Source organism: Parabacteroides goldsteinii, assembly GCF_020091425.1.
Taxonomy (GTDB): domain Bacteria; phylum Bacteroidota; class Bacteroidia; order Bacteroidales; family Tannerellaceae; genus Parabacteroides; species Parabacteroides goldsteinii.
Genome location: NZ_CP081906.1, coordinates 4,451,512 through 4,469,767 on the forward strand (window position 1 = coordinate 4,451,512; position 18,256 = coordinate 4,469,767).

At 44.0% G+C, this 18,256-nt stretch carries 15 protein-coding genes and 1 tRNA gene; 10 read left to right on the forward strand and 6 right to left on the reverse strand.

Features of this window, described 5'->3' with window-relative positions:
* Window positions 1–38: 38 nt before the first annotated feature.
* Together istB and istA are read right to left on the reverse strand one after the other, a co-directional pair.
* On the reverse strand, window positions 39–830 hold the full coding sequence (gene istB, locus K6V26_RS19045; RefSeq protein WP_224263458.1) for an IS21-like element helper ATPase IstB: 792 nt from the start codon (window positions 828–830) through the stop codon (window positions 39–41).
* Entirely contained in the window at window positions 827–2,359 is a 1,533-nt protein-coding gene (gene istA / locus K6V26_RS19050; RefSeq protein WP_224263457.1) for an IS21 family transposase, read from the reverse strand. The genes istB and istA overlap by 4 nt, the downstream gene beginning before the upstream one ends.
* Before the next feature lie 569 nt (window positions 2,360–2,928).
* On the opposite strand from istA, the gene K6V26_RS19055 reads away from it, so the two are divergent.
* The 6 genes from K6V26_RS19055 (at window position 2,929) to K6V26_RS19080 (ending at window position 10,384) form a co-directional block, all read left to right on the forward strand.
* Window positions 2,929–3,867 (forward strand): FimB/Mfa2 family fimbrial subunit, encoded by a 939-nt coding sequence (locus K6V26_RS19055; RefSeq protein WP_224263568.1) that lies wholly within the window; start codon window positions 2,929–2,931, stop codon window positions 3,865–3,867.
* A gap of 593 nt (window positions 3,868–4,460) precedes the next feature.
* The gene (locus K6V26_RS19060; protein ID WP_224263569.1) at window positions 4,461–5,129 is read left to right on the forward strand and encodes an ABC transporter ATP-binding protein; all 669 of its coding nucleotides are present in this window, start codon (window positions 4,461–4,463) and stop codon (window positions 5,127–5,129) included.
* Between the two features lie 18 nt (window positions 5,130–5,147).
* Entirely contained in the window at window positions 5,148–6,413 is a 1,266-nt protein-coding gene (locus tag K6V26_RS19065) for an ABC transporter permease (protein WP_224263570.1), read from the forward strand.
* Window positions 6,414–6,415: 2 nt separating this feature from the next.
* Window positions 6,416–7,687, forward strand: coding sequence for an ABC transporter permease (locus K6V26_RS19070; protein ID WP_224263571.1), 1,272 nt, complete (start codon window positions 6,416–6,418; stop codon window positions 7,685–7,687).
* A gap of 31 nt (window positions 7,688–7,718) precedes the next feature.
* A complete protein-coding gene (locus tag K6V26_RS19075; protein WP_224263572.1) occupies window positions 7,719–9,080 on the forward strand; it encodes a sigma-54-dependent transcriptional regulator in 1,362 nt (453 codons plus the stop codon).
* On the forward strand, window positions 9,077–10,384 hold the full coding sequence (locus tag K6V26_RS19080) for a sensor histidine kinase (protein WP_224263573.1): 1,308 nt from the start codon (window positions 9,077–9,079) through the stop codon (window positions 10,382–10,384). Before K6V26_RS19075 ends, K6V26_RS19080 begins: the two co-directional genes overlap by 4 nt.
* Window positions 10,385–10,591: 207 nt before the next feature.
* On the opposite strand, the gene K6V26_RS19085 is transcribed toward K6V26_RS19080, so the two are convergent.
* From K6V26_RS19085 to K6V26_RS19100, 4 genes are all read right to left on the reverse strand, one after another.
* Complete coding sequence (locus K6V26_RS19085; RefSeq protein WP_224263574.1) at window positions 10,592–11,509, reverse strand: hypothetical protein; 918 nt, start codon at window positions 11,507–11,509, stop codon at window positions 10,592–10,594.
* A gap of 34 nt (window positions 11,510–11,543) precedes the next feature.
* Complete coding sequence (locus K6V26_RS19090; RefSeq protein ID WP_007655328.1) at window positions 11,544–12,437, reverse strand: slipin family protein; 894 nt, start codon at window positions 12,435–12,437, stop codon at window positions 11,544–11,546.
* A 5-nt stretch (window positions 12,438–12,442) separates the two neighbouring features.
* Entirely contained in the window at window positions 12,443–12,823 is a 381-nt protein-coding gene (locus tag K6V26_RS19095; protein WP_007655329.1) for a GntR family transcriptional regulator, read from the reverse strand.
* 205 nt (window positions 12,824–13,028) lie between these two features.
* A tRNA-Met gene (locus tag K6V26_RS19100) sits at window positions 13,029–13,102 on the reverse strand.
* A gap of 198 nt (window positions 13,103–13,300) precedes the next feature.
* Between K6V26_RS19100 and K6V26_RS19105 the strand changes: the two genes are divergently transcribed.
* The 4 genes from K6V26_RS19105 (at window position 13,301) to K6V26_RS19120 (ending at window position 18,227) form a co-directional block, all read left to right on the forward strand.
* On the forward strand, window positions 13,301–13,684 hold the full coding sequence (locus K6V26_RS19105; protein WP_007655330.1) for an START-like domain-containing protein: 384 nt from the start codon (window positions 13,301–13,303) through the stop codon (window positions 13,682–13,684).
* Window positions 13,685–13,786: 102 nt separating this feature from the next.
* Window positions 13,787–15,727 carry an LptF/LptG family permease gene (locus K6V26_RS19110; protein WP_224265857.1) on the forward strand — a complete coding sequence of 647 codons (1,941 nt, stop codon included), beginning with the start codon at window positions 13,787–13,789 and terminating at the stop codon, window positions 15,725–15,727.
* Window positions 15,728–15,734: 7 nt separating this feature from the next.
* Window positions 15,735–16,952 (forward strand): bifunctional 3,4-dihydroxy-2-butanone-4-phosphate synthase/GTP cyclohydrolase II, encoded by a 1,218-nt coding sequence (locus tag K6V26_RS19115; protein WP_007655333.1) that lies wholly within the window; start codon window positions 15,735–15,737, stop codon window positions 16,950–16,952.
* Between the two features lie 81 nt (window positions 16,953–17,033).
* A complete protein-coding gene (locus K6V26_RS19120; RefSeq protein ID WP_010801692.1) occupies window positions 17,034–18,227 on the forward strand; it encodes a pyridoxal phosphate-dependent aminotransferase in 1,194 nt (397 codons plus the stop codon).
* Window positions 18,228–18,256: the final 29 nt, after the last annotated feature.

The following is an 18,256-nucleotide window of genomic DNA, read 5'->3' on the forward strand; positions in this document are numbered from 1 at the left end:
ACTATCAGTTTATACTATTGATTACATTTTAATGTCGGTCATCTTTGGCTGGGGGTACCCCCAGCCAAAGATGTGTCTTTTTCCTCTTCAAAAATGGATTTTCGGTTTCCCATCCGGTAGCTTTGCCCGGTGAGTTTTATGACCTCGCAGTGATATAACAGCCTGTCCAGTATTGCTGAAGCCAGCACTTCGTCATCCAGCGTTTTGGCCCATTCGGTGGGTGCCTTGTTCGTGGTAATTATCAGTGAGGCTTTCTCGTGAAGCGTGTTGATCAGATTGAAGAATCCTGCGGCATCCTCTTTTTTCACCGGGAAGAGCATTATGTCATCGATGGCTACCAAGTCGGCTTTGAGCAGACGGTTGTATGCGCTCATGGCCGAAGGCATCAGCGTTTTCATCTTGATGGTGTTTATGACATCCTCCATCGTGACCATATACGCCTTGTATCCCTGCCCCACAGCTTCGTACACAAGTCCTGCGGCGATAAAGGTCTTACCTGTTCCGGAAGGTCCCATGAGTATCAGGTTGTAATTCTGTTCGAGCCACCCCAGCCGGCGCAGTTCACGCAATCTTGGTGCGGTTATACCTTGCGAGTAGTTGTGGTCGAAAAGGTCGAGGTCGTGTCTTGCCGGCAAGGCCGCCGCTTTCAGCCGCCGTTGGAAGTCCTTGCTGTCTCTTTCCTGAACCTCGCGGGAGAGCAGGTCATGCAGGAACTCGACATGGTTTTTTCCCTGCTCCTGCGCCAGATGAGCTTCTGATTCCAGCAGGCGTGGCAGAGCGTACAGGCGCAGACGCGAGCACAGGTTTTTGATTTGTTCGTTTGTTATCATACGAAAAGGGTGTTAAAGGTGGATATGTCTGTTTTCTCGGGGATCATGGCGGATGTATCAGCCCCGGGAACCGGCTCGGTTTCCGTCCGGACCTCAATGGGGGGTTCTCCTTTACGGATCCTGAGGGTCTCGGCTACCTCCATCAGGCTGCATCCGTTGAAGACACCTGCTTTAAGGCACTCGTCAAAAGCTTCGGTAAGCGTGATGTCCGAGTATGCCGCGTGGCGCCGGACTATAAACTGGAGGTTGTCGCGGTAATTACGGGCCTTATGCACACGTAGTTGTAATAAATATGTATCAATCACCGTGCTTGCAGGAAGTTCTTTGCGTACAAAAGCCTCATAATCATCCAGCGAGGCTTCGCGGTCACGCCGGTGGGAGGTATTGCTTACCAGACGCCCCTTATCTCCGCTTATTTTGTGAACGGCAAGGGTTTTGCCTGTCTCATGGCTGTAGATATATAGCCGGCCTTCTTTTTCTTCGATATAGACCAGCGTCTGATGGCCGTGGTAGGTGCCTGTGGGAACGCTGTAATAATTGCCCCGGTAGGTTATCACGTTGTCCTTTCGCACGTGATGCGGCAAGAGGGTTTCGCAAGGAACAGTCGGGACTCCCTTATAAGGCATGAGGTGTCCTTTTTCCGTCTCAAACTCCTCAGACGGGACACGACGTATGCCGTGATGTTCCGTGCCGTTGGCCGTGCGTTCCAACCAGCCAAGGACTTCCTTGTTGAGCAGGTCCATGTCAACCAACTCGCGGCCGCGAAGGAAGTTGTATTTCACATATTTGACGACATTCTCTATCTTACCTTTGCTCTGGGGATCGGATTTGCGACAGAACACGGGTTCAAAGCCATGTTCACGGACAAGGGTGCGGAAAACGCGGGTAAGCACCAGGTCACCAAGGTTTTCATTGACAAGAAACACCTTGTCCTGGTCATAAACTATTTTTCGGGGTACTCCCCCGAAGAACTCGAAAGCCAGTTCATGGGCATAAACAGCAAGAGCGGTGGTAAACGGTGTACGGCTAAAGTAGACGAACTTATACCTGCTGCGGCTCAGACACATCGCAAAGAAATACACTTTTAAAGACTGTCCCTGAAGTGTCTTCATCCACCGTTCACCGAAGTCGCATTGGGCGTATTCGCCATAGGGAGTCTCGGGTTGCTTCTCGTAGGGGCGGTAACTCTTTTCAAACTCCTTGGGAAGATGGTGCGTTAAACGCAACCGGTTGACGAAGTTGAAGACCGTTTTGGGGGTTACGCAGGGAAGATCCGAAAAATGCTCTTTCAAGCGGTCATGGAGTTGCGGAGCGGACAAAAAAGGCCACTTGCGCAACTCATTGACTACATAAGATTCATAGCCGTCAAGTTTATGACCGTAATGACGGTCATAGCTCTGGCTGGAAATGAACTCTTCTTCTGTCATGGACAGATACTTGGCCACCGTTTGACGGTGAAGACCTAAGGATTGACCTATTTGTGTCTTATTTAGGCCATCTGAAAATAATTCGTTAACTTTGTACCACATCAGATACTTCTTTAATTGGGAAGTCTCGGTCATAGCATTGTAATTAGTAGTTCGCACCACAAAATTACAATGCTATTTTTTTTAGAATCATGTCGATTTTACTTTTCCGATTTTTGACGAGACAAAGTTACCGATTACAACAGGATAGTTCACTTTTGATAATAATAGAAATATCCCCAAAAAAACAGATATACACATTATTATATAGAAAAACCAACAACGCCATCGCCAAATCAACAAATCCCCGCCCCACACAGGTTGTATTCCTATCATATAACATGTATTCATATCACGCCATCCAATATATTTTAATCTGATACATTTTCATTTTAAGAGTATAAAATGATTCTTTTACCACCTTTTGAGAGTTTTACACCACTCAATGTGATGCTTTCAGCAACCTCCTTGATCGTTTTAACTTTTATTGTCAATATATTTGATAATCATATCGTTTTTGTATCTATATTTGCAATGTCAACGAGAGACAAAAGGTTTTGATGAGGGTCTTAACCGGATAGAAAATCTCTCGGACAGTATAGGGTAATTTAAGCATATAAAAAATTAAGGTCATGAAAAAGGGTAGAATTTTCACAAATTGTTTGTTTATTGTTTGCACACTGATGGCAGCAATTTCTTTCACTAGTTGTTCCGCTGATAGCGATTCTTCTTACTCAGGTATTGATGAAAGCGTAATCGAAAACGCTGATTCTCAGACCGAGGCTCCTTTCTCTGTTGTACTGAAAGCTTATTCCGATAACAAAGATATTACTGTTAAGGGTGACGTAGACCAGACTACTCTGTTCGTTTTTGATCAGAATGGTGACTACTACACACAAGTGTCTCTTGACAAAACTTATTTGCTACAGGCAAAACCGGTTGAGATCAGCTGTCCGGGTTCAAAACAGATCACAGTTGTTGCATGGGCAGGTCTTTCTTCCGATAGCGAAAATATCAGCGCCATGAGCAAAGCGAATATTATTTCCGACCTACAGGTTAGCCTGAAGCAGAATAACGGCGTTGCAGCCGCTTTACCGGGAGATTTATTCTACGGACAGATTACTTTAAAGAACACTGCTACCAAGGCTGGTGTTGAAACTCTAAAAATCGAACGTAAAGTTTCTTCTATTTCCCTGATTACAAAAGGCGTTATTAAAATGCTTGATTCCAGAGAAGGTAATTTTTATTACAAAGTAAAGAAAACAAAAGCTTCTTTTGATCACAACGGTAAATTGACAGGCGAAGAAATTGAATATATCATCCCTGCAACCATGGACGCAAAAGGTAACGTTGTTGCTGACAACACAGCTATTTTACCGGCTTCCGACGTGACTATAGAGCTTTATAAAGATGATAACATGATCCTTTCTTCAAAAAATGTCAAAAATTCGGAGAAAGTGTCTGTAAACGAAGGAGAACTGTCAGAAATTACTTTTGACCTCTCAAAAAACAATTGCAATATTGTTGTAACAGACTGGGGTACAGTTATTCAACATGTTACAATTGGTTAAAATTTGACCCTCAATTTTTTATATGCATAAGGGCGCACATTCGGATAGTTCCGCGTGTGCGCCGTTTTTTTTCATACATGCGATTCTCCGTGATAGCTTTACCGCCCTTTATGATAGTAACACATGCGTTAATTTTTACAACAAAACCATTGATTTACATTGCCTATATTCACAGCATAGGCAAACAGATCACAATTGACATGTTTACCACCCACGCAATAAATCAAAGCAAAGATTGACAGGTACGCCTCTCACGTATGATAGAAATACACATGCTACAAATACAACTAAACATAGTACATTTGTAGACACAATACAATTTGTGAAATTTTACCCTATACTCTGCTTGTGTGAACCCTTAATTCCGCAAGCAAACCTTAATTAATATAACCGTGAGGTTACATAATTAATAAGCCCGCATTCTCAAGTTGTTTATAAACGACAATCTGAGAATGCGGGCTTTTTTTATTCCGGTTTATGGACAAATTTGTCCGTATTCGGACACTCTCCCCATAAAGCGAACACTCATTTTCAACACAATAGGGTTTTGGCATATACATTGTTACTATAGAGACAGATAAACTGAGGATAATATGGAAATAATCAAACTGGAAGGTATAACAAAAGTATACCGCACAACGGAAGTAGAGACCACAGCACTTGAAAATGTAAATCTCACAGTCAGAAAAGGTGAGTTTCTTTCTATTATGGGGCCATCGGGATGCGGAAAGAGTACCCTGCTCAATCTAATGGGATTGCTGGATCTGCCGGATCAGGGAAAAATCCTGATCAACGAGACGGAAACCACACAGATGAAAGACGGAGAAATGGCTGAGTTCAGGAACAAAATGCTGGGATTCGTTTTTCAGAGTTTTCACCTGATCAATTCACTGAATGTACTGGATAACGTAGAACTGCCCCTGCTCTACCGTAATTCAACAGCTAAAAGCCGACGGGAAGCTGCTGAAAAAGTATTGGAGAAGGTAGGACTATCACACCGGATGAGACATTTACCTACACAGTTATCGGGTGGACAATGCCAGCGTGTAGCTTTGGCACGGGCCATTATCGGGAATCCGCAGATCATTCTGGCGGATGAACCAACCGGAAACCTGGATAGTAAAATGGGTTCGGAGATTATGGAACTTCTGTTTCAGTTGAATGAGGATGGTACCACCATAGTAATGGTCACGCATGACGAGCATATTGCCGAGTCAACGCAACGCATTGTCCGTTTTTTCGATGGAAGACGAGTTGAATAATTTTATAAAGGAACCACTATGTACAGGATATATTTCAAACAGGCGCTGCTGATGCTGAAACAAAACAAGTTTATCAGCGCCATCGCAATTATAGGAACGGCACTGGCAATCATGATGATCATGACAATCATCGTGGCCGATGAAATAAAAGGTATCAGCGCCCAACCGGAAATAAACAGGGAGCGAACCTTACATATCAACTACCAGGTAAAAAAAGACACGACAAAAAACAGCTGGCAATCGGGCAGTCTATCGTATGATATCGTAAAAGATTACCTGTACCCGTTGAAAACTCCCCGATATGTTTCGGCCGTTACATCAATACATCCCAAACGTCCGTCCACACTGGTCAGCCGGGAAGGATCCAGCGAGATTATAAGTGCAGACCAAAGGCTCACCGATGCCACTTACTGGAAAATATTTTCTTTTTCTTTTATAAAGGGACGTCCGTTCAACGAAGGGGAATTTAATTCCGGAATATCTGTCGCAGTCGTTTCTGAAACGCTGGCAAAAAAAGCATTCAAAGGAGAAACAGCACTCGGACAAACGATTCTGGTTAACTTCAAACCGTACCGGATCATAGGAATCGTGAAGGATGTATCGCCGGTATTCAAACGGGCTTACGGAGATCTATGGGTACCCTATTCATCCCTGAAAAAAGAAAACCTATATTTCGATGTGGTTATAATGGCTGAAAAAACCAGCGATTTTGCGGCAATAACCACAGAGGTGAGAAACATGGAGAAAAAATACAACACAGAGAATGCTCCCTGGACGCTTTATATGAAAGGACCGTTGAACAATCAATTCTATCAGAAAGACATCCGGGGAAACAGCGTCGAGGATATTACGAAATCGATCACCATCCAGAACAGGAAAATGATCTTCATCCTGCTGATACTTTTGCTGATACCGGCAATCAACCTCTCAGGACTAAGCCTTTCGCGCATGAAAAAACGAACGGAAGAAATCGGGATACGGAAAGCGTTCGGTGCAAAAAGATACACGATCCTGATACAGGTGCTTTTTGAAAACCTGATTACTTCGCTGATCGGTGGGGTGATCGGTCTGATCCTGTCGTACGTTATAGTATTCCGGATGCGGGACTGGCTGCTTGATATTCCGTCCGGCAGTACAATACCGGTCAATACGCTGATTTCCATTCCGGTCCTGCTGGCGGTATTTGCCGTCTGCCTGGTCATCAACCTGCTTTCTGCAGGAATACCGGCCTACCGGGCTTCACGGATGAAGATTATTAATTCACTCAATCAAAATGATAACTGATTATGATACGCCACATATTTAAAATCATCTGGAACGAACGTAAAACGAATGCGTGGATCACCCTGGAGTATGTACTTGTATTCTGCGTACTCTGGTTTTGCGTCGATTATCTTTTCTATATGGGAAAATGCTATTTTGAACCGAATGGTTTCGACATAGAACATACCTATCAGATCAATATGCAGAGAAAGCCGGCAGACAGTGCCGCATTTCCGACAGAAGACGGGCCGACGGAAGAGACGGACAAACAAGCGCTGGCTATGACTTTTCTGAATCGTGTAAACAACTATCCGGGAGTGGAAAGTGTGAGTTTTTCGAAATGGGGTGCTCCTTTTGCCTGGTCGAATTATATGAGCAGTTATTATATTAATGAAGACACAGCCAACATGGTAACCCTACGGATGAGATGGGTCAGCGACAGTTTCTTCGATGTGTTCAAAATAAAAAATACAGTCAAAGAACACAGCGATTGGGGAATACCGGGAACAAGGATGATCGTGATCACCCCCAGCCGGAACGGGGAGTTCGGTTCTTCGGAATATGCTGTACCGCTATCCGACGTAAAACAATTAACCGCTACCCATGACAAGGCGGTCTACACTATTATCGGAACTGCCGATAAGATGAAAGACAGTTACTTTGATTCTTTTTACAGCAATATGATACAACCGCTGGATAAAAAAGAATATGATCTGGCGAATATGCAGATATATATCCGTGTGAGTCCGGGAATCGACAATGATTTTGCGGAACGGTTTACCCGTGAAATGCGTGACCAACTGATGCTGGGGCCTTATTTTCTGGCTTCCGTCTTTTCATCGACGAAAAATGCAAGAGAAATGAACTGGCCGACAGGCGACCTGAACGGGATATATGCCATCACCACTTTTCTGATCCTGAATATATTCCTGGGGATTATCGGGACATTCTGGTACCGGACACAGACACGCCGGAGCGAAGTCGGTCTGCGGCTGGCACTCGGGGCAACCCGGCAGGGAGTAAAACAGATGATTTTCGGGGAGACATTACTGATATTATTTATCGCCAGTGTGGTAGGTGTAAATATCTGCCTTAACATCAACCAGACGGAGTTACTGGAATTGCTGGACATCCCTATCTCCAACAGAATGGAGGCAGGCATAGGAATGGAACAGGAGTTTATCAACTATGTATTGACTTTCGGTCTGTTGGCAACGATATCCCTGATAGCCGTATGGTACCCGGCCCGACAAGCCGCAAAGATTCCTCCGGCAGAGGCCCTACGGGATGAATAAAATTTGTAACTTTGATAAATAATAAACGAATATGATACTTATCTGTGACGATGATACAACGGTACGGACTTCGCTTACACTGGTCTTGAAACGGGCCGGATATGAGGTAGCTACGGCAGCAAACCAGCAGGAGGCCATTGATTTCGTGCGTCATACCTGTCCGCAATTGATCTTGATGGATATGAATTATAGCAACACAACGACCGGGGAAGAAGGACTGGAACTGCTTGCCAAAGTACAGGTATTTTGCCCGGCAGTCCCGGTTATCCTGATCACGGCCTGGGGTTCCATCAACCTCGCTGTCCAAGGCATACGTGCCGGTGCTTTCGATTTTATCACGAAACCGTGGAACAACCTGGCTTTGCTGAAAACAATAGAAACAGCCATACAACTCAGGGACAGCGAAGAAAAAAATCCGGACCCGAAAAACGGGAAAACGGAAAGAACGGACCGTTTTGACAAGATCATCGGCAGATCTCCCCTTCTGCAACAGGTTTTAAATACAATCTCACGCATCAGCCAGACGAATGCCCCTGTGCTGATCACCGGCGAAAGCGGCACAGGTAAGGAACTGATTGCCGAAGCAATCCACGAAAACAGCGGCCGGCAAGGCAAACCGTTTATCAAAGTCAATCTGGGAGGCATTTCTCAGTCGCTGTTCGAAAGTGAAATGTTCGGTCATAAACAGGGAGCTTTCACCGATGCCCGCCACGACCGGACCGGACGGTTCGAGCTGGCGGACAAAGGGACGATCTTTCTGGATGAGATCGGGGAACTGGATCTGGTTTGCCAAGTAAAACTATTGAGAGTTTTACAGGACCAGACCTTCGAACCGCTGGGCGAGAGCAAGCCCAGGCAGGTGGATACCCGTATCATCTGTGCGACAAACAAGAATCTCCCGGAGATGGTGGCGCAAGGTACATTCCGCGAAGACCTGTTCTACCGGATCAACCTGATCACCATACAGATGCCGGCTTTACGCGAACGTCCCGAAGACATTCCCCTGCTGGTTGAATATTTTGCCCGCAAACAGGCTGAACAAAACAATCTGCCTGAAGCGGAAATATCGCAGGAAGCATTCGGATATCTGAAAAAACTGCCTTTCCACGGAAATATCCGCGAGCTGAAAAACCTGGTGGAACGAACAATTCTTATCTCAGGAAAGGATGTCATCACAGATATTGATTTCAAACAGCAATATATTGAAGTTCCTGCCAGCCAACCTGTCGGCGGGAATACAATCCTCTCCCTGGAAATGGTGGAAAGGAACATGATACAAAAAGCGGTCGAATTGTATGGTTGCAATCATTCCAGGATAGCTGCGGCACTGGGACTGAGTAGACAGACTTTATACCGCCGTCTTGAAAAATACGACATTAAACTTCCCGAATGAAATCGAAATGGATATTCTGGACGATCGCGGCCTTTATCGCTTGTATATCGAGCGGTATAGGGTTCGTTTTGTTCCGGAATGAACCGATTCCTTTCTGGGTAATACAGTGCATTGCCATTTTATCGCTCCTGCTGGCTACCTTTATCTATCATAAACTGGTCAAGCCCTATCACATTCTGCTTAGCGGAATGCAATTACTCAAAGACCAGGATTTCTCAACCCATTTACGTCTGGTCAAAAATAAAGATGCCAACGAACTGATCGGGATTTTCAACCGGATGATCTCACAGTTACGGAGTGAACGGCTGGCAGTACGCGAAAAAAACCAGTTCCTTGACCTGCTTATCCACGCATCGCCACAGGGGATTATTATTCTGAACTTTGATAAACAGATCGTAGAAGTAAACCCTTCGGGGTTGAAACTATTAAACATTTCCGATATTTCAGAAATCAAAGGGAAGACTTTCAACGATTCCACATTCGAACTGGCCCCTGCTTTAGGGCAATTAAAACAGGGCGACGATATGATGGTCCGCAATTCGGTAAACAAAGTGTACCGTTGTATCCGTTCGTCTTTTATTGACCAGGGATTCAACCATCCTTTTATATTGATTGAAGAGATCACGCATGAACTGCTTAAAATAGAGAAAGATTCATACGAACGCATCATCCGTATGATGTCTCACGAGGTAAATAATTCGGTCGGGGCGATCGGTTCCACGCTGAATGTTGTCGCCGATATTTTCAAGCAGGACGAGAGCAACAAATGGGAATATGTGTTGCCGGCTATCGAGGCCTCTTTCGACCGTTGCGGACATCTGGCCAGTTTTATCAGCAACCTGGCGCAGGTTATCCGCATACCCGAACCGACTTTTTCCCTGATCTCCCTGAATGAGCAGGCCCGTTCGGTGTATTCACTGACCAGCATCGAATGCCGGCAAAGAAATATAGAATTGTCTTTATCCCTGACCGATAATGATCAATATATCCACGTAGACGGCATCCAGTTTGAACAGGTTCTGGTCAATATCATCAAAAATGCTTACGAGGCAATCGGGGAAAACGGCAGGATAAAAATCAGTACCCACCATTCCCCTTTATCCATTATCATAGAAGACAATGGTCCCGGAATAAGCGAGGAGGCCAAACAAAAACTTTTCACCCCCTTCTTCACCACCAAATCATCCGGACAGGGGATCGGCCTGATGTTTGTCAGAGAGGTACTGACAAACCATCGATGCCGATTCAGCCTGTCGACAGAAGAGGGTTATACCCGGTTTAAAATATTCTTTGAAGTGATATAAAGAATGAGGTTAGATTTGTCAAAAGTGAGCTATCTTGTCCCCGTGCTTAACACGGGGCCGCAAGAGAACTGGCGGTATCAAAAAACACATACAGGATACAGTCTGTCCCCTTGCGATCCCGTGTCAAGCACGGGAACGGGATAACTCAATTATTTCTAAAACTGAGCGAAACAAGATTTTTAATTGAAAAAAGCTAATTTCTTGCTCTCATTCTATCCTGAACAACTTATTCTTATAATCTATTATTATAGTATTATTGAAGAAATAGGCATTTCCGGTTATTCCCCACACATTAAAAGAATCATAAATACCATTCCAGAGTCCTTCTTTATCATAATAGACCCGTGAGTTTCCCAAAGCTTTTCCAGCAAACTCTATGGGCTTGTTGACTTCAAGCCCATAGAAAGTTATTTCCTTTCCCCACCATAAAGGACCACTCAAAGAATCGACGATTACCGAACCGGATATATCCAACGCTCTCTCTTTCGTTGTTACCAACTGAAAGGGACTTGACCCGGTATCGAACATTAACTTATAATTTTTGCCATTAATACAAAACGGAAGTCGTATGATACCAGCCGTCAATTCAAATTTTTCGGCCGGCAAGTCGTTATATTCAGCTGGCAAAAAATCAGATATAGCAAATTTGTTTAATTTATAATCGATTATTAGAAATTTGTCCTGGAATATATCGGCAGCAATTGTTCCGATATGTTTCGGGGTTTTAGAGCGAAGCGAATCTTCAGGAATTTTATCACCAAAGTCTTTTTTATAACCGATATTAATGCTGTTAAAATCAACCGCTCCCATTTTCAGGCTTAGATTTCTAAACATTCCGGTCGAATCCAGATTACCCATTAAAGAAGGGCATTCCGCAAGATATGGTTCTAATGAATTTCCATAAAATACGGATTGATACGTTCCCAGATCAAACTGCATCGTAAAATCATATGGCAAACCATCTATTTTTACAGGTACATATATATATGCTTTTTCAATATATTGTCCGGAAATAGTATCACCCTCCCAATTGAATGGAACCCAATCCAAAGATTGTTTTTGAGAATAACCTATAAAGATAAAAAATAGAAGGATCAAAGAGAGTCCGTGCTTATGTCTGTTCATAAATTATAAAAGTCCTTTTAATTCATACATTATATCATTCGTGTGCAAACGCCTCGTTGCTTTTTGCCAACGAAACCAATCCTCCCATGGCACCCAGGTTCATGGAATCGAGCGCCGAACTGGGGACAATAACCATAGAGCCTTTTTCTTTCAAGCCTTCAAACAACATATTCATTCCCCTGAGATGCAGGGCTACCGGATTATCCGTGTACTTTCGACTGGCTAGTTCAAACTTTTCGGCAATTTCAGTCTCCGCCGTTCCCAGGATAACGCGTGCTCTTCTTTCACGCTCAGCTTGTGCCTCTTTACTCATGGCGTCGGCCAGGTCCTGAGGTATGGCGATGTCGTTAATACCAACGGTTTGACAAGTGATTCCCCAGGGATTTGTGTTCCGATCCAGAACATGTTGCAAGTCTTCGGCTATTTTATCCCGTTCCTGCAAGAGAGTAGATAATTCATGTTTACCGATCGTATCTCTTAAACCGGTCTGTGCAATATGCTCGATGGCTCTTTGATATTCCTGAACTTCCAGAGCTGCTTTTTCAACGTCCCAAACCGTCCAGTACACAACAGCATCCACATTCACCGGTACCGTATCTTTGGTCAGGGTCTGCTCTGCCTTAAAGGCGCTTACCCTCACACGTTGGTCGATATAAGCAGAGACACTGTCAATAATAGGAATAATCATGAATGGACCAGGACCTCTTAAACCTTTGAATTTACCCATTCGTAACACCACTGCCCGCTCCCACTGGTCGGCAATGCGGATAGAAGTAGCCAATAATCCGGAAAAGAGGATTAAGAGCACAAAGACCTGAACATTTACAATCTGTAAAACAGACAGAATGATCGATACAGAAATCAATACCAGCAATACTGTAAGAGAAATTGGATTAAACCATCCCTTGTTAATTACATTTGTTGTCATAACTATTATTTTTTAGAGGTTTCAATGTCTTTCAATTCCCGCATGACTTCATCCAGATTAAAGCCATAACTAAACGCTACGGAAGAAAACTGCATGCAAATCTCTTTCAGCTTATCTTCCCTTTCCTTTTCCGACACCACATTTTCTGTTTTGTTGATAAAAGTGCCGGTACCTTGCTGAGTCTCCAGAATATTTTTGATCTCCAATTCTTTATACGCTTTGGATACCGTATTCAGGTTTACCTTCAGTTCCACAGCAAGTGCCCTGACTGTAGGAAGCTGTTCACCCAATTTAAGTTGTCCGGATGCTATGCCAAATATGATCTGGTCGATAATCTGACGGTACACCGGTACGCCGCTGGAATAATCCAATAAAAACTTAATCATATAGATGTATATTATATTATAGAAACATTGTACTATTATTATATGACAAAGATACAAGAAAAATCACTCCACCAAACTTTTTAGCAATATTTTTTCAAAAAAAGTACATTTCGCAGGATTTATCCGGATAATAGCTTAAATGGAGAGATTAGAAACAGAGGAGATACAAACAAAAAAGGCTTACAATTTCTTGTAAGCCTTTCAGTAGCGAGACCCGGGATTGAACCGGGGACCTCATGATTATGAATCATGCGCTCTAACCAGCTGAGCTATCTCGCCATCATGTCGTCAACTTTTCTTATTGACGCTGCAAAAGTAGAGGTTATTTTTATATTATGCAACACTTTTGCGAAAAAAAATCTTTTATTTTTCAGGGCTTTCAGCTAAGGCGTTAAAAATTAGATGCTTTTTTACTCTAATAATATTGGGAAATATGAATCTTTTGAGTAACTTGCTGCGCAAATAATTGTATGAAAGATGAAAAAAGAGAAGTTTCATATCGAATACATTTTCGATAAAGTTTCGCGACGAAGTTTATGGAATCACCTCACTACCCCTCCAGGATTGTCTGCCTGGTTTGCTGATGACGTAACGATCAATGACAACACGTATGTTTTTAAGTGGAACAGGGATGAGCAGGAGGCAGAAGTTTTGTCGGTAAAACCGGAAATTAGTATCCGCTACCGGTGGACAGACGAGGAAGAAGATAATGTTTACTTCGAATTTTTAATTCACACGGTTGAACTTACCGGAGCAACTGCTCTTGAAATAACCGACTTTGCCGAGCCGGATGAAAAGAAAGATTCAATCAATTTATGGGACTCACAAGTCTATGAATTGAAACGTACACTCGGGATTTAGGTTGTTTTAGAGAATTATGTAATGTTCTTATCGTTTTTTACACTACTTTTGCCCCGTCAACCCGGATAGGCAATGTTGAAGATAAAACGATTATATACATTTATGCTGCAGACTTTCCTGCCGTTGTTCATTATGACCTTCGGTATCTGTCTGTTTATTGTACTCATGCAGTTCCTTTGGAGGTACATAGACGACATGGTGGGAAAGGGACTGGGGATTCCTGTGCTCGGCGAAATGTTTTTTTATGCAGCTTTATTCCTCCTCCCCATGGCTTTACCTTTGGCCATTTTGCTTGCATCTCTGATGACTTTCGGTAATCTGGGCGAACGCCTGGAATTGCTGGCGATGAAATCTGCCGGAGTATCGCTGATACATATCATGCGGCCGTTGATCATCACAATCGGGATTATCAGTATCGGCGCTTTCTTTTTCCAGAACAATGCAATGCCTGTCGTACAGGTGAAACTATATTCCCTCCTCTACTCCATGCGCCAGAAGTCGCCGGAGCTGGATATTCCGGAAGGTGTATTTTATGGGGAAATCACAGGATATAATGTATATGTAAAAGAAAAAAACAATCAGACCGGATTGCTGAAAGATGTCATGATCTATGACTATTCGAAAGGTTTCAATAACGCACGTGTGATCCTTGCAGACTCCGGCAGACTGAAAACATCTGCGGACAAGCTGTTTCTGGTCTTATCCCTTTTTAATGGGGAGTCGTTTGAAAACCTGTCCGAAGGCCAGACAGGCAGTAACAACCGGAAAACGGCTGTTCCCTACCGCAGGGAGACATTCAGCACCAAAGATATTCTGATAGATTTCGATGCAAACTTCACCCGCACGGATGAATCTTTTATGCAAAACCAATATATGGGTAAGCAACTGAAGGATTTACAGACCTCTATTGACTCCATGACCGTACGGCTCGACAGTATCAAGGCGATCAATTCCAAAAATGTGTATGACATGTCTTATAAAAAGACATTCTCCAAACCCAAAAGGGAATTAGCCCAACAGGCAGAAACGGGAACTGGCAATACTGCAACAGCAAACGACGCTGATTCTCTCACCAAAATATCAAACGAACCGGTCAAAATAATCAATTTCGACAGTTTGTATAAAGCCGAAGCACCAAGCGGGCAAGCCGCCTTATTGGTCCGTGCCAAATCAAACATTGAAAGTGTAAAGGCCGATTATTATTTCAAAGCTGCAACATTAGGAGACGAGGCTTACAAAGTACGCCGCCACCTGACTGAATGGCATAAGAAATTCACCTTATCTTTCGCTTGTATGGTCTTCTTCTTTATCGGTGCCCCACTGGGAGCGATTATCCGTAAAGGAGGACTGGGAATGCCGGTCGTTATTTCCGTAATCCTGTTTATATTCTATTACATTATAGACAATATCGGATTTAAAATGGCACGCGACGGTATATGGGAAGCCTGGGAAGGAATGTGGCTGAGTTCCGCTATTCTGGCACCACTAGGGATTTTCCTGACTTATAAGGCTGTTAATGACAGTGTCATATTGAATGCAGACACCTATCTGAACGCCATAAAGAATTTTATTGGTAAACGGGCCGGACGTAAGGTGGAGAAAAAAGAGGTAATCATTTTTAATCCGGACTATGCAGCTATGTTGCCGCGCCTGGATAAGCTGGCGGAAAACTGCGCCGAATATCTCAAAAGCCATAAACGTTGGTTGAACTATTTCACTTTCTGGAAACAAGGCGGAAAGGATCATACGGCAGAACAGCTGGCTACAGAAATGGAAGGTATCATTGAAGAACTGGGTAACTCCGATCAGAATCTGGTACTAAACAAACTGATGGATTATCCTGTTATCGGCGGATACAACCAACTGAATGCAAATCTCAACGGAAAGATCGGACTGGCATTCGGTATATTTTTCCCGATCGGACTTCCGGTCTATTTGCTTGCTACATACCAGCGTAAATTATTACGCCATGATATACAAGTAGTACAAAAAACAAGCCGCGAATTGGAAGATATGATCCGGAACTTAGAAATTAAAAATTAAAACAGATATGAGTGAGATCAAATTAAACACCATCGAAGAAGCAATCGAAGATTTTCGTGAAGGTAAATTCCTGATCGTTGTTGACGACGAAGATCGTGAAAACGAAGGGGACTTCATTGTTGCTGCGGAAAAGATAACGCCCGAAAAAGTAAATTTCATGATGACATACGGTCGTGGTGTATTATGCGCCCCGATCACCGAAGAACGTTGCCAGGAGCTGGACCTGGATATGCAGGTTGCCAGAAACACCTCTATGCTCGAGACACCGTTCACCGTAACTGTCGATAAACTGGGTGGCGGTTGCACGACCGGTGTATCCATGTTCGACCGTGCCGAAACGATCCGTGCACTGGCTGATACACAGACAAAGCCTTCTGACCTGGGACGTCCGGGACATGTGAACCCTCTGCGAGCCCGTTCACGCGGTGTACTCCGTCGTGCCGGACATACCGAAGCAGCTGTCGACCTGGCCCGCCTGGCCGGCCTCTATCCTGCCGGGGCATTGATCGAGATCATCAATGAAGACGGAACAATGGCACGTCTGCCGCAATTAGTGGAAGTAGCTAAAAAGTTCGATATCAAGATCATTTGTATTAAGGATCTGATTGCCTACCGCCTGAAAACAGAGTCCATTGTTGACAAAGGTGTAGAAGTCGATATGCCGACCCAGTACGGTCATTTCCACCTGATCCCTTTCCGACAGAAAAGTAACGGATTGGAGCATATCGCTCTGATAAAAGGCGATATATCCGGAGAGGAACCGGTATTGGTTCGCGTACATTCATCTTGTGCAACCGGTGATATTTTCGGTTCTATGCGTTGCGAATGCGGCGAACAGTTGCACAAAGCCATGCAAATGATTGAAAAAGAAGGACGCGGAGCTATCGTCTACCTGAACCAGGAAGGACGCGGCATCGGCCTGATGGATAAAATGAAAGCTTACAAACTTCAGGAAGAAGGATTGGATACGGTAGACGCCAACCTGCATTTGGGACACCAGGCTGATGAACGCGATTATGGCGTCGGAGCACAGATCCTGAAGCACATCGGCATTACCAAAATGCGCCTGATGACAAACAATCCGATCAAGCGTGTAGGCCTGGAAGCTTATGGTTTAACAATTGTGGAAAACGTTCCTATCGAAGTCACTCCGAACAAATATAATGAATTTTATATGAAGACAAAAAAGGAGCGTATGGGACATGTTCTCCATAACATCAAATAATTAGCAATTTGTTGCAAAGAATCCGATTATTAATTACTTTTGTCGCAACTATTTAAAATAACCTATACAAACAGCAGTGTTATGACACAAGTTTCAGATCGTTTAGCAAGTTTATCGCCTTCCGCTACGTTGGCGATGTCTCAGAAGAGCAATGAGCTCAAAGCACAAGGTATCGATGTTATCAACCTGAGTGTGGGAGAACCTGATTTCAACACACCTGATCACATCAAGGAAGCAGCCAAGCAAGCGGTAGACGACAATTTCTCTCGCTACTCTCCGGTTCCCGGTTATCCGGCATTACGCAATGCTATCGTTACCAAGCTGAAGAATGAAAACGGGTTGGAATACGCAGCTACACAGATTTCCTGCGCGAACGGAGCTAAACAATCCGTTTGTAACACAATTCTGGTGTTGGTTAATCCCGGAGACGAAGTTATCATTCCGGCACCGTTCTGGGTAAGCTATCCTGAAATGGTCAAACTGGCTGAAGGTAAACCGGTAATCGTTACAGCAGGTATCGAACAGGATTTCAAGATCACTCCAGCACAGCTGGAAGCAGCTATCACACCGAAGACAAAGGCGTTGATCCTCTGCTCTCCGTCCAATCCGACTGGTTCTGTTTACAGTGCAGAAGAACTGGCAGGTTTGGCTGAAGTATTGAAAAAACATCCGGATATCATCGTTATTGCTGACGAGATCTACGAACACATCAACTATATCGGCAAACATCACAGTATCGCTTCTGTCGACGGCATGAAAGATCGCACCGTTATTGTAAACGGCGTATCCAAAGCATATGCAATGACAGGCTGGCGTATCGGTTTCATTGCCGGACCGGAATGGATCGTGAAGGCTGTAAACAAATTACAAGGTCAATACACCTCAGGTCCTTGCTCTGTCTCCCAGAAAGCTGCCGAAGCCGCTTACACAGGTTCACAGGAACCGGTTGAAGAAATGCGTAAAGCATTCGAACGCCGTCGTGACCTGATCGTTAATCTGGCTAAAGAAGTTCCGGGATTCGAAGTAAATAAGCCGGAAGGCGCTTTCTACCTGTTCCCGAAATGTAGCTACTATTATGGTAAAGCTGACGGAAACAACACAATCAAAGATGCTGACGACCTGGCTATGTATCTGCTGGAAAAGGCACACGTTGCCTGCGTAGGCGGTACTTCATTCGGTGCTCCCGAATGTATCCGTATGAGTTATGCTACCAGTGATGAAAACATCGTGGAAGCCATCAAACGTATCAAAGAGGCTTTGGCTGAACTGAAATAAGAGAAAGTAAACTTTTATATATAGAAAAA